11 protein-coding genes are annotated in these 13,157 nt (G+C 65.0%); 6 read left to right on the top strand and 5 right to left on the bottom strand.

The features are described 5' to 3' along the window. Window positions 1–13 precede the first annotated feature (13 nt). The 4 genes from tcuB to ACFFJ6_RS18610 form a co-directional block, all read right to left on the bottom strand. Window positions 14–1,138, bottom strand: coding sequence for a tricarballylate utilization 4Fe-4S protein TcuB (tcuB, locus tag ACFFJ6_RS18595; RefSeq protein ID WP_378390546.1), 1,125 nt, complete (start codon window positions 1,136–1,138; stop codon window positions 14–16). Next, window positions 1,125–2,426: an FAD-dependent tricarballylate dehydrogenase TcuA gene (tcuA, locus tag ACFFJ6_RS18600; RefSeq protein ID WP_378390548.1), complete on the bottom strand. Its 1,302-nt coding sequence runs from the start codon at window positions 2,424–2,426 to the stop codon at window positions 1,125–1,127. Before tcuA ends, tcuB begins: the two co-directional genes overlap by 14 nt. Window positions 2,427–2,572: 146 nt before the next feature. Beyond that, complete coding sequence (locus ACFFJ6_RS18605) at window positions 2,573–3,535, bottom strand: hypothetical protein (RefSeq protein WP_378390550.1); 963 nt, start codon at window positions 3,533–3,535, stop codon at window positions 2,573–2,575. Between the two features lie 101 nt (window positions 3,536–3,636). Next, entirely contained in the window at window positions 3,637–5,115 is a 1,479-nt protein-coding gene (locus ACFFJ6_RS18610; RefSeq protein WP_378390552.1) for a pyruvate kinase, read from the bottom strand. 210 nt (window positions 5,116–5,325) lie between these two features. On the opposite strand from ACFFJ6_RS18610, the gene ACFFJ6_RS18615 reads away from it, so the two are divergent. The 5 genes from ACFFJ6_RS18615 to ACFFJ6_RS18635 all read left to right on the top strand — a co-directional run bounded on the left by ACFFJ6_RS18615 (window position 5,326) and on the right by ACFFJ6_RS18635 (window position 9,258). Next, complete coding sequence (locus tag ACFFJ6_RS18615) at window positions 5,326–5,673, top strand: ArsC family reductase (RefSeq protein ID WP_378390554.1); 348 nt, start codon at window positions 5,326–5,328, stop codon at window positions 5,671–5,673. Window positions 5,674–5,875: 202 nt separating this feature from the next. Beyond that, window positions 5,876–6,631, top strand: coding sequence for an ABC transporter ATP-binding protein (locus ACFFJ6_RS18620; RefSeq protein WP_378390556.1), 756 nt, complete (start codon window positions 5,876–5,878; stop codon window positions 6,629–6,631). Next, window positions 6,624–7,370, top strand: a complete 747-nt coding sequence (locus ACFFJ6_RS18625) for an ABC transporter ATP-binding protein (RefSeq protein WP_378390558.1) — start codon at window positions 6,624–6,626, stop codon at window positions 7,368–7,370. Before ACFFJ6_RS18620 ends, ACFFJ6_RS18625 begins: the two co-directional genes overlap by 8 nt. A gap of 51 nt (window positions 7,371–7,421) precedes the next feature. Further along, complete coding sequence (locus ACFFJ6_RS18630) at window positions 7,422–8,285, top strand: branched-chain amino acid ABC transporter permease (protein WP_378392197.1); 864 nt, start codon at window positions 7,422–7,424, stop codon at window positions 8,283–8,285. 1 nt (window position 8,286) lies between these two features. Then, the gene (locus ACFFJ6_RS18635) at window positions 8,287–9,258 is read left to right on the top strand and encodes a branched-chain amino acid ABC transporter permease (protein WP_378390560.1); all 972 of its coding nucleotides are present in this window, start codon (window positions 8,287–8,289) and stop codon (window positions 9,256–9,258) included. Window positions 9,259–9,348: 90 nt separating this feature from the next. Here ACFFJ6_RS18635 and ACFFJ6_RS18640 read toward each other — a convergent pair whose 3' ends face one another. Then, the gene (locus ACFFJ6_RS18640) at window positions 9,349–11,937 is read right to left on the bottom strand and encodes a DUF4407 domain-containing protein (protein WP_378390562.1); all 2,589 of its coding nucleotides are present in this window, start codon (window positions 11,935–11,937) and stop codon (window positions 9,349–9,351) included. Between the two features lie 571 nt (window positions 11,938–12,508). Between ACFFJ6_RS18640 and ACFFJ6_RS18645 the strand changes: the two genes are divergently transcribed. Next, entirely contained in the window at window positions 12,509–13,153 is a 645-nt protein-coding gene (locus ACFFJ6_RS18645) for a DUF47 domain-containing protein (protein ID WP_378390564.1), read from the top strand. The last annotated feature ends 4 nt before the right edge of the window (window positions 13,154–13,157 follow it).

Below are 13,157 nucleotides of genomic sequence, written 5' to 3' on the forward strand. Positions count from 1 at the left end.
GGCCATGAGCCGATCAGTCGCCCGGCTTGCGGGCCGTTGGCCTGGAAATCGCCGCTTCAGCCGCCGCGCGCAGCAGCGCTGCGGCCCGGAAAGGCGCGTGGATCGCCTTGGTGAACGGCAGTGCCAGGAAGAAGCCGAACACCAGGCCGAGATGCAGGATCAGCAGCAGGCCCATCGCGGCGGTCTCGCGCAGCGCCAGCACGGCGAGGCCGCTGAGGGTGACGAGCGCCAGCAGGATCAGAAAGGCGACGTTGAGCTGCGCCTCGTGCGGATCGGACGGCTGCCTGTCGGCGCGTTGCTCGATCGTCAGCAGGCCGCCGATGCCCACCAGCATCGCCAGCCCGCCGACGCCGCCGAGCATCACCGGCAGGCTGAGCAGCGGGTAGGGCGCGAGCCAGCCGAAGCCTTTGTGATAGATCGCCGCCACGACAGTCGAGAGCACGGTGCCCATGCAGCCGGCGACCATGACGTGGTGCGCGATCCGGCGCTGATGCGAGGGGCGCTCATCGATATCGGTGCATCCGGGGCCGCCGCCGCCGAGATGGCGCAGCGTGACGATGTCGCGGAATGCAGGGCGAAGCGCTTGGAGGATCGCGTTCGTCGGGAGCGGCGGCGCAGTCGCTCGCCAGTAGCGCACCGTGGCCAGGGCGATGCACAGCATCGCCCAGAGCAGCGATGCCCCGGCGGCGCCCGCCATCATTGGCCACGGCAGCACCCGATAAAACGCGCCGGCGCTATCATCGGCGCCGAAGAGTTCGGCGGGAGAGGTTGAGAGCAGCACCGCGGCCAGCGTGAACAGCAGCGCGGTGCTGACCACGACAGCGATGCTGAGGAAGGGACGGCGGAACGCATGGCCAAGCGCAGCCGGCCACAGATAGTCCGCGTAGGATCGCTGGCGGAGCGCGGCCAGCGTCGTCGGCAGATTGATGGCGAAGGGATGTGGCGGCGTGTACTGGCACACGCTCCAGCAGCCGCGGCAGTTGTGGCAAAGATTGGAGAGATAGGCGAGGTCGCTGAGTTCGAAGCGATGCTGATTGTCGATCGCCGGGAACACCGGACACAGGCCGTCGCAATACATGCAGGCCGTGCAGATTCGAAGCTGGCGCTCGGCCTCGGCGGTCAGATCATCGGGCGACATGGTGCGCCGCCTCCTCACCGGCGAGACGGCCGAACACGGCTGATAACGTGATGCCGAGGCCGGCGAGATAACCGCGGCGCAGCACGTTGGCGGCCATGATCATGCCCGCGGCATACAGCGTGGCGTTGGCGCGTCCGTCCGCCCACCGCACGCGCAAGCGTTCATCCACCGCGACGCCATGGTGTACGAAGGTGATGCCGGCGCGCATCGGATAGGCTGCGAACGGCGCCCGGATCAGCGGGCGAGCACCAGTGGGCTGCGTTGCGTTGAAGGAGGCCACGGCCGCCGCGAGCTTGGCAGGCTCAAAGTCGAGCGCCGCCGCGAGCGCCGCGATCGTCTCGGCCTCGATCGGCGCAAAGGCCTGCGGCGCGGCGCGTTGCAGCCCGTCCGCATCCAGAATGAGGTAGGCCATCTGATCGTCGCATGCCGCGATCCGAGGGCCCCAACGCGCGTAGTGCGTCGGCTCCTGACCGGCGCCGATCGCATCGATCCGCGCGCCGAAGCGATCCACCACCATGCCGCAGGGGATCGCGGTGATCCGGGTGACGATGCCGCCGTCGAAGCGCGGCCCGCGCGCATCTACTGCCACCATGTGGCAAACCGTGGGCTCACCGACCGCGCATCCACCCAACCCGATCAGATGATCCAACATCCGGCCGTCCGCGTACGGCGTCCCGCGCAGCATGAGGCCGTCAGCCGATTTTCCATAGTGCGCCCGCAGCCATGCGGCATCGGCACCGGGGCCACCGGCGCAGACGATCACCGCGCGCGCTTCGATCACGGACTCTCCAGGCGCGCTACCCGCCATCTCGACGATCCATCCGCCGTCCGCGACGTCGCGAAGCGCACGAACCTCGCTGTTGCTGCTGATTGCGATGTCCAGCGCAGCCGCTTGCCGGTACAGCGCGTTGATCATCGCCTTGCCACCGCCCAGCGGAAATACGGTGCGGCGCGAATAGGGCACCACGCCGAGCGACGGCGGCTGCATGGCGACGCCGTTCTCGATCAGCCATGGCACCAGCGTCTCGGAGCCGGAGACCATGCGCTCAGCCAACGTCTGGTCGGCCGTGCCACCGGTCACGCTGCCGAGTTCGGCGAGGAATTCGGACGCGTGATAGCTGTCCGGCACGTACGGGGTCGGCTCACCGTGCACGACCCGGAAGTTTCGGGCATGGCGTGCGTTGCCGCCCCGCATGGCGACCGGCGCATTGTCGAGCAGGCGCACGGAGACGCCGGTGCGCCGCGCGGCGAGCGCCGCACAGAGCCCGGCAATGCCGCCTCCGACCACCACCACATCCCAACACGAACTCACCGCGACCCCGGGTGACTGTTCCCACGCGCCCTTGCAGCGCTCGCGCCGGGCGGCGCGAGCGTTCGGCGCTCCGTCTTAGGGCCTGCGTGGCTGCCGCTGTCAATTGCGGCGATGATCGCGCTTCATTCGGTGCGGATCTTCAGCCGGGTCGAGCCTGTGTAACCGTAGACGCTGTGGAGCAGCGTCAGAATCTCGGTGGCGATCGCCCCGTCGGCCAGCGTCAAGGGATAACTCTTGCTGTAATTTGGGGCGCGCCCCGGCTCGGCGTAGCCGGCTGTGGTCAGGCGAGCGATCTTGTCGGGCGTCAGCACGGCGGTCAGTGCCGGCCAACGCTCGGCCGACTGTGCCTCACAATACAGCGCCACCGGCGGCATCTCCGGCATGCACTGAATGTAGCCGATGCCGCTGTCGAACACGACATGCACGCGCTGGGTGGCGTTGATGCGGAGACGCTGAATCTCGGCCGTCGTACTCGGACCGTACAGCGCGAGCAGCGCGTCCAGCGTCTCGGCCCGCTGCGGCGCCGCCGGCGCCTTGTAGGAGCAGCTCAGCAGGGCGGTGGGTAGCATCGATTTGGCATCGTTGATCATGCCGGCGAGGTTTTGCGACGGGCCATTGCGCGGCGGACAGGGGATGTCGACCACCCAGGCGGTGCCGAATTCGAGGTCCGGAATGTTGATCAGATAGGCCTCGGTCAGCGCCTTGAGCACATGTTCGGCGATCTGTGAGGTCGGCATATCGCCGGGAAACGTCCGCGTGTAGTTGCCGAACGCCGGATCCAGCACCCAGGCGAGGGCGACGAGGCGGGACTGACGCTCCGCATTCAGCACCCGCGCGAGCGAGGGCTGTAGTGTGACGCCCGCGGCCTCGCAGCGCATGTCGCGATTGGGGAGCCGCCGGCACTGCACGTATTTGTTGCCATCCCAGATGGTCGCGTAGCCGACGCGGTCGGCTCTGACGATGCTGGTGATGTTCTGCAGTGCGGCGTCGATCCGTTCGGTCGGTGACTGCGCTCCTGCCGGCGCCAAGCCGGCGAGATTCAGCAACGCGACGGCCAGCGCCGCGCAAAGTCCGCGAACTCCCATCGAACGCCCCCACGCAACCAGTCACGCGAGCTCTTGAGCTCTGGGGCAATGGAACGATAGGCGAACATTGAAATCAACCTCAGGTTGATACCAGTTTTGAATTAGCCCCAGCTCTGCAGCTTGCGGAGCTGCGGCGTCTTCTTGTGCTGGTGGACGGCCATGCGGCCGAGCAAATTGTCGAGCTCGGTAATCGCCTTGAACAGATACGGCCCCTTGTTGAGCATCACGCATTCGGCGCGCGCCGCCATCGCGGCGTCGGTCATTTCGCCGCGCGAGGGCGTGCCTTTCTTCACCAGTTGCTCCAGCACCTGCGTGGCCCAGATCACTGGAACATGCGCGGCTTCGCCGATCCACAGGATCTCTTCCTGCATTTCGGCCAGACGGGCGAAACCGATCTCCACAGCGAGATCGCCGCGCGCAATCATTACTGCGGTCGGCTGCTGGCCGGCCGCCTGCACCAGAATGTCCGGCAGATTGGCGACCGCTTCGGGTGTCTCGATCTTCAGCACCAGCGACAGCTCGCGCCAGTCGTCGGGGCGGCGCTCGGCGAGCGCGGCCTGCAGCGTCTCGACGTCGGCGACCGACTGCACGAAGGAGAACTCGATGCCGTCGGCGTGCGCGGCGACGAAGTCGAGATCGTCGCGGTCCTTGGCGGTGAGGGCCGGGATGTCGAGCAGCGTGTCGGGGAAGTTGAGGCCTTTCTCCGGCTTCAGCCGAAGCCCCTTGTCGGAGGTCGAGGTGACGCGCCCGATCAGGCCCCACGCCGTCTTGCGCTCGATCCGGATGCAAAGCTTGCCGTCGTCCACGAACACCCGGGCGCCGACCGCACTGTTGATCAACGGATCGCTGAGCGTGCATTCGATCGCGAAGTGCTCCTCAGCGAGATCGATGCGATGGAACGAGCCTTCGGCGACGATGGCGATCAGATCGCCGGTCAGAATGCGCTCACGGCCCTCGGGCGCGCGCGCCGCACCGGTACGGATCTTCGGGCCGGCGATGTCCATCAGGACTTTCATCCGGTGGCCAGTCGCTTCCTCGGCGACGTGCAGATGGTTGATCATGCGCTGCCACGCCGCAGCGTCGTCGTGCGCGCAATTGATCCGTACCGCCTCGACCTTACGCTCGGCGAGCCGGAGCATGAACGACGGATCGTCCGCGGCCTCGCTCGGGCAGGTGACCAGCAGCGCGGTCGCCCGGCCGCTCGCTGGCGCGCCGAACATCTCCTCGCTGCGCTGGTCGAGTTCGTGCTCGCCGGCGAAAAACTGACGCGGCGTAGGGCGCACCGCCTGGGGTTCGCCGCAGAGTTCGCCGAGGGTGGCGCGGACGGCGTGGAGTGTCGGCATCACCCGGCTCTCGAGCCGCCCAAGCGACGACAGGCCGAGTGCGGCCAGCGAACGCTGCAGAGGACGCAGATCGTGCCGGCGCAACGCCAGATAGTGCGCCAGGTTGGCGGCGCTGGCGGTGAAGCTCGGACGTTTGATCTTGCCGGCCCAGGCATCGATCCGCGGACGGCTGTCGGCCTCGATATCGGCAATCAGCCGGTCGAGTTTCTGCTTCAGGCGATCGATTTCGGTCGGCATGGCGGGCTCGCTTGATCAGGCGCGGACGGAACGGACCGCGCCAGCCCGCTCTAGGAGCCGTCGATGTAACTCCTGTGACAGCGAGACAGCCTTTGTCTGCGACCTTATGCGCATTCCGGCGGGGGCATCGTCCACAGCGCCGGTGGCAGCGCTTGACGGGGAGCGGACGGCCGGCCTGAATGCGCCTTCGCTAGAACCTGAGGGATGCGCGTGTCGGTCACCATTTTCGGCATCAAGAACTGCGACACCATGAAGAAGGCGCGAGCCTGGCTCGATGGTCACGGAGTCGCTTACGACTTTCACGACTACAAGACCGCCGGCATCGACAAGGCGCACCTGACGCGCTGGGTGAAGCAGGTCGGCTGGGAAACGCTGCTCAACCGCGCCGGCACGACGTTTCGTAAGCTGCCCGACGTGGACAAGGAAGGTCTGACCGAAACCAAGGCCATTGCCCTGATGCTGGCGCAGCCTTCGATGATCAAGCGGCCGGTGCTCGAGACCGGCAAAATGCTGCTGGTCGGGTTTCGGCCGGAGGCCTACGCCGAAGCGTTCGGCTAAGCCGCCAACGCGCCCCTTTTCCACACCGGATCGCTCAGAAACGCCGATCAGCTTTGCATCTTGCGCACGGCTGGCGAATAGCGGCATAGTCCGGCCCAGAAAGACGGGCCGGCCGCCTGCCAGGGCGCGCGGCACCGGACAGCAACAAAAATTCGGCCGCGGATGTGCCTCCACCGCGGGACCGGGCAGGGGGAAGTTTTACTTGGCCGATGACATCATTCTCGAAACGCATGGGCTGACAAAGGAGTTCGCGGGCTTCTTTGCCGTTCGCGACGTGAATCTGCGCGTTCGTCGCGGACATATCCATGCGCTGATCGGTCCTAACGGCGCCGGCAAAACCACCTGTTTCAATTTGCTCACGAAGTTCTTGCATCCCTCGGCAGGCAAGATTCTCTACAAGGGGCAGGACATCACCGCGACTGCGCCGGCCGATGTGGCGCGGCTCGGGCTGGTGCGCTCGTTCCAAATCTCCGCCGTGTTTCCGCATCTGACGGCGCTCGAGAATGTGCGCGTCGCGCTGCAACGCCAGCACGGCAGTTCGTTCGACTTCTGGCGCTCCAAGAGTGTGCTCGACCGCTACAATCAGCGCGCCCGTGAGTTGCTCGACGACGTCGGTCTCAGCGAATTCGCCGACATTCCCGCCGTCGAAATGCCCTACGGCCGCAAGCGCGCGCTGGAGATCGCCACCACGCTGGCGCTCGACCCGGAGATGATGCTGCTCGACGAGCCGATGGCCGGCATGGGGCACGAAGACATCGACAAGATCGCCGCGCTGATCAAGCGGATCTCGGCGAAGTACACCATCTTGATGGTCGAGCATAACCTCAGCGTCGTCGCCAATCTGTCGGACGTCATCACCGTGCTGACGCGCGGACAGGTGCTGGCGGAAGGCAATTACAATGATCTGACCCAGGATGAGCGCGTCAAGGAAGCCTATCTCGGAGCTGGTCATGGTTGAGGCGACGACTTTGGACCGGACCGCGCCCGCTGCCAGCGGCAACGTGCTGCTCAACGTGCGCGACCTGCAGGCGTGGTACGGTGAATCCCATATTCTGCACGGCATGAACTTCGAGGTGCGGACCGGCGAGGTGGTGACGCTGCTTGGCCGCAATGGCGCAGGCAAGACCACGACGCTGAAGTCGGTGATGGGCATCATCGGCAAGCGCACCGGCACCATTACCTTCGACGGCCACGACATCAGCCGCGCATCCTCCGACAAGATCGCCAGGCGCGGCATTGCGTTTTGTCCCGAAGAACGCGGGATCTTCGCCAGCCTCGACGTCCGCGAGAATCTGATGCTGCCGCCGCAGGTGCGGCCCGGCGGCCTATCGCAGGAACAGATCTTTGAACTGTTCCCCAATCTGCGTGAGCGGCTCAAAAGCCAGGGGACCAAGCTGTCCGGCGGCGAACAGCAGATGCTGGCGATCGCCCGGATCCTGCGCACGGGCGCGCGCTTCCTGATGCTCGACGAGCCGACCGAAGGTCTGGCCCCCGTGATCATCCAGCAGATCGGCCACACCATCGCGCGGCTGAAGAAGGAAGGCTTCACCATTCTCCTGGTCGAGCAGAACTTCCGCTGGGCGGCGACGGTGGCCGATCGCTACTACGTGGTCGAGCACGGCAAGATCATCGACGGCTTCGCCAACTCGGAACTCGAAGCCAACATGGACAAGCTGCACACCTATCTCGGCGTCTGACGCCGCTGACGTGACTTCTCGCTGAGAGCTGGAAAACCTATGTCGATCAATATCCAGGCCCTGTTGGCGCAGCTTCTGGTCGGGCTGATCAACGGCTCGTTCTACGCGCTGCTGAGTCTCGGCCTCGCCGTGATCTTCGGCATGCTCAACATCATCAACTTCGCCCACGGCGCCCTTTATATGATGGGCGCGTTCTGCGCCTATTTCCTGCTGAACCTGTTCGGGATCGGCTACTGGTGGGCGCTGATCCTGGCGCCGCTGATCGTCGGCGCGTTCGGCATGTTGATGGAGCGGACGCTGCTACAATGGTTGTCCGGGCTTGATCATCTCTACGGCCTGCTGCTGACGTTCGGCGTTGCTTTGATCATTCAGGGCCTGTTCCAGAATTATTTCGGCTCGTCGGGACTGCCTTATGCGATCCCCGACGAGCTTCGCGGCGGCGTCAATCTCGGATTCATGTTCCTGCCGATCTATCGCGGCTGGGTGGTCGTGTTCTCGCTCGTGATCTGCCTGCTGACTTGGTACCTGATCGAGCGGACCCAACTCGGCGCCTATCTGCGGGCCGCCACGGAGAACCCGACGCTTGTGCGCGCCTTCGGCATCAACGTGCCGCGGATGATCACGCTGACGTATGGCCTCGGCGTCGGCTTGGCCGCGCTGGCCGGTGTGCTGTCGGCGCCTATCAATCAGGTCCGGCCGCTGATGGGCGCCGACCTCATCATCGTGGTGTTCGCGGTGGTGGTGATCGGCGGCATGGGTTCGATCATGGGCTCGATCATCACCGGCTTCGCTCTGGGCGTGATCGAAGGCCTGACCAAATATTTCTACCCCGAGGCCTCCAACACCGTGGTGTTCGTGCTGATGGTGCTGGTGCTGCTGGTCAAACCCTCGGGCCTGACGGGACGGGCAACCTGACATGACGACGATTACGCAGAATTCCGTTCCCGCCACCACCCGCCGCCCGGTGCGCGATGAGATGATCGCCCTGGGCCTGATGACGCTGGTGCTGGTGATCGTGCCGTTCACCGGCGTGTATCCGTTTTTCGTGATGCAGGGGCTGTGCTTCGCGCTGCTCGCCTGCGCCTTCAACCTGCTGATCGGCTATGGCGGCCTGCTGTCGTTCGGCCACGCGATGTTCCTCGGCACTGCTGGCTACGTCACCGCCCATGCGCTCAAGGTATGGGATCTGGCGCCGGAACTTGCGATCGTGGTCGGCACCGCCGGGGCGTTCGGGCTCGCGATCATCACCGGGCTGATCGCGATCCGCCGCCAGGGCATCTATTTCGCGATGATCACGTTGGCGCTGTCGCAGCTGCTTTACTTCATCTATCTGCAGGCGCCGTTCACCCATGGTGAAGACGGCATCCAGGGGATCCCGCAAGGCAAGATGTTCGGCGTGATCGATCTGCAGAACGCCACGACGCTATATTTCGTGGTGCTGGCCGGCTTCCTGCTCGGCTTCCTGATCATTTACCGCGCCATTAACTCACCGTTCGGCGAGGTGCTCAAGGCGATCCGCGAGAACGAGCCGCGCGCGATCTCGCTCGGCTATAAAACCGACCAGTACAAGCTGCTGGCGTTCATCCTGTCCGGCACGCTGGCGGGCTTCGCCGGCGCGCTGAAGGTGTTCGTGGCGCAGAACGCCTCGCTCACCGACGTGCACTGGTCGATGTCCGGTGAAATCGTGCTGATGACGCTGGTCGGCGGACTCGGCACCATCTTCGGGCCGGTGGTCGGTGCCTTCGTGATCATCGCCATGCAGCAATATCTCGCCGGCTTCGGCCAGTGGGTCACCGTCATCCAGGGCGTGATCTTCGTCGCCTGCGTGCTGACCTTCCGCCGCGGCATCGTCGGCGAGATCGGGCACTACTTCAAGCGGTCGCTGTAAGCGGGTCGTCCCGGTTGGCGACAACGGTCCAGAAAAAACCGCCGCGCAGGGCCCTGCGCGGCGGTTTTTCGTTGAGGGGGCGACTGCTGCTTACGCCTTTGGGAACGGGCCGTATTGGGGCGTCGGTTCGAGTGGAAGCTCCGCCTCAGTGGCCTGCTGGGTGACCGCGGCGGCTTCGCGCCGGACGCGCGGTGGCTTCTTCTTGACCTTGGACAGTTCGACGGCCTCGCTCATCAGCTTTTCGACGTCGGCGCTGTATTTCGGAGCCTGACTGACGGTCGGCGCATCGGACGCGGCATCGGGACGAGCCTCGGCCACTGGTATCTGCTGTTCTACAACGGCTGCCGAAGCTGCCGGTTGAACGATAAGTTCCGGACCACTGGCTCGATCGACCTCTGATCGGGCTGGCTTGGCATCCGTTTCGTCGGTCTGGACGGCCGACGTGGGGACCGCTTGATCGGTGCTCATTGGCGCGGCCAGGGGCGCCGGTTCGAGGAACGGAGCCGGCTCGTATGCGCCTGTCCGAGTCGGGGGACTATCGGCCGGAACTTCGTCGCTTCGAATCAATGGCGCGTGCGCTGGCATCGCAGACAGCTCGGCTGCCGGGGGCACCTCGGCGGCGGTGAACACCTCGTGGACCAGCTCGTTCACCTCCGCATCTTTGATGGAGGCCGGGACGGTCGCTGTTGGTACGGGCAGGGGCTCCGCCGGGATTGGCTTGGCCGTCGGAGCGGCCTTCCGGACGCCGAAGGTTTCACGCACTTCCGCGTCGCGGGCGGTTGGCTCCCGCCGCGCCGCGCCGCGCTTCGGCATGATCAGGTTGCGAACGTCGAGCTCGCCGGGGACGAACTCCGGTTCGTTATGATCCGACACGGCTTCATCGACGGCATAGTCTTCGGCTGCAAACCGGGCATTGCGAAACTGCGCCGGCTCGTAGCGGGGAGGGGCGTCGTAGCGGGACGGCTCATAGCGGGCGTCCTGGCGGCGCGCATAGTCCCGGCGTTCCGGATTTCGGCGATCGAAATCACGGTCATGTCGGTGGTCGAATTCGTGATGCATGGCCGCGCGGCGGTCGCGATCCTCGTGGCTGCGCCGTGGGTCGCGTCGGGGATCGCGGCCTCCATAGCCACGCTGCGGGTAGGACTCGTCAATGCGGCGTTCGCCGTAAGCGTCGCGCGCCTCGTCCTGCCAGCCATCGTCACGCCACGCCACGCCGCGGCGGTGAGCTTCGGCCGGTACGCGCGAGGGAGGTGCTGAGCGAGGATCCGGCGCCGGTTGCGCCGGCTGCTTCATCGTCACTGCGCCGAGGCTCATGGCAGGAAGCGTAATGGCGGCAATTGCCGGTGCAGGAGGGCTTGGAGCAGGCTTGTCGTCGTCGAGATCTTCGTTGTTCTCGATCCGCTGTCGTGCGCGTTCGACCTGGGCCTGGATCTTGGCGGCGTAGACGCTGGGCGGCGAGAAGAAGATTTTCGCAACTACTGGAACGATTTCCAGGAAGATAATGAACAATCGCGTCATCCACGAGAACAGCGTCATGGTGACGCCGTCCTTGGGATCGTTCTTCAGTTCCTGATAGGCGGCGATCCGAGTCAGCGGATCGATCCGGTCCTTCTTGTCCTGATAGTAGGACTCCGCGAGCGCCTTCTGCCGGAAGTCAGCAATATCTGCAGCCTTCGAGGCCTCGAACTGCTTCAGGTCGGCGCGCGCCGCGTCGATCCGCGCCTGCAGCGCGTCGGCCTTGGCCTTGATGGCGAGCCGCTCCTGATCGCGCACCACCATTGCCTCACCGGCGATTTTGGCTTGGGTGGTGCGGAGGTCGTCGCGCTTTTGGTGCAGCTGGATGATTTCGGACTCGCGCGCCGCGCGCTGGGCGATGAAGGCTTCCTTCTGCTTGCGGGCGAATTCGTAACGCGGGCCGGCGCCGGGCCGGCCGGAATTGCCGGGCGCCGCCTTCAGGCCGAACTCCTCGGCGTTCATGTCGGCGATGTAGCGCTGGATGGTGCGGTCGATCTGGGCGATGTCGGCGCGCACGTCCGCTTCGCGCGCGACCAGCGCCTTGATCTGCTGATCGATATCGTCGGTGCGGCTCTGCAGCGCGGGTTCGAGCGGCGGTACTTCGGTGAGGGCGTCCCGATGCAGCGCTTCCAGCGCATCGATGCCAGCCTGCCGGCGCGCGGCCTCGGCATTCAGCCCGGCTTCGTATTGGGCGATCTTGGCGTAGATCGGCTGATTGGCGGCGATCCGGTCGGCCTCGATCTTCTCATTGATGGTCCCCGAGAAGATCGCAAGCTCCAGGAACATCGCGATCACCCAGGCCAGGCCGAACGACATCAATAGCCTGATACCAACGCGCACGAAGCGCCACGCGGTCTGCCTGGCCTCGCTGCTCGACTGAATCGGCGCGGTATTCCAGAGCGTGCCTTGATAGAACCAGTCGGACTGGCACAGCGCGCGGTCGAACATCAGCACCGTGAGGCCGATGACGCCGGAGACCAGCAGCCGCGTCCAGACGTTCGCGATCATGTAGCCGGTGGCGTGAAACGACACGCCGACCACGACAATGAAGGACAGGCAGAGCGATGCGCCGAGATGCGCCGCCCAGAGTTTGTCGGAGGCCGGGCAGGTCGACAGGGTCTTGCGGTCGACTCCGGCGATGACACCCAGTGCGCGTTGAATCATGGCCGCCCAATTCTGCGGTGAACATGCGCCGCGGTTGGAAGTGACAGGTTCGCGCGAGTCTAACAGTTCGTTTACGAATTCAATACGCGACGCTCAGCGCAGACGCGGGTGCGGAGTTCTCACTCCGGCTCAGCAACTCCTGCTAAGTCGTAGTAGCCAGAGCAGAACTCGTCCTACGCGAACGGCCGATAGGCGAGCGGGCCTGTCCTCACAATTTTCCGCGGCGTTGCAGCGGGGACCAGCTACTCTTTCCTCCGATACCGCTCGTGCTGTGAGCGGGACACCCGGCGAATCCGCAAAGTGCCCAGGTGATTCGCCGGACCGCGCGCCGGGATCGCTGAGGCTTGCGATGCAAGTGCAGCCGGCGACCGTTTCTGTGGATGACGGGAGGCGGCGGATGTCGCCACGTTCTTGCCGGACAGGAATGCCGCCCTTTGTGTCCGCCGGAACCCAACGGCCGCCGGTCCTGCTGTTGCGAATGGGCGGTTGCCTGAGAACGCTTGAAATGTTTTATGACGCCCCTGTGACGCGTCCGACGCCCGGACCAGTCCCGTCAAGCGGATAGCTTCCAATGCTGCGATACTTTCGAGCCTTTCTGCCGAAGGAGGAGAGGTTCTTCGACCTGTTCGCCCGGCATACCGAAACCGTGGTCCAGGGCGCTCATGCGCTGCAGGACATGTTGCGGGGAGGCGACGAAACGCCGGTGCATTGCCAGCGGGTCAGCCATTTCGAGGCCGAGGCCGACGCCATCACCCGTGAGGTGCTGACCGCGGTGCGCCGCACCTTCATCACCCCGTTCGACCGCGTCGACATCAAGAACCTGATCACCTCGATGGACGACGCCATCGACCAGATGCAGCAGACCGCCAAGGCGGTGATCCTGTTCGAGGTTCGCGAATTCGAGCCGCCGATGCGCGAGATCGGGACGCTGCTGGTCGAGAGCGCCAATCTGGTCGGCAAGGCGCTGCCGCTGATGAAGTCGATCGGGCCGAATTTGCAGATGCTGACGGCCATGACCGAGGAAATCACCAAGCTCGAAGGCCGCGTCGACGATCTGCACGATATCGGGCTCAAGGAACTGTTCCTCAAGCATCGCAACGCAAACACCATGGACTACATCGTCGGCGCCGAGATCTACGACCATCTCGAGAAGGTCGCCGACCGGTTCGACGACGTCGCCAACGAGATCAATTCCATCGTCATCGAACAGGTCTAGGGCA

Source organism: Rhodopseudomonas telluris (genome assembly GCF_042432815.1).
Taxonomy (GTDB): domain Bacteria; phylum Pseudomonadota; class Alphaproteobacteria; order Rhizobiales; family Xanthobacteraceae; genus Rhodopseudomonas; species Rhodopseudomonas telluris.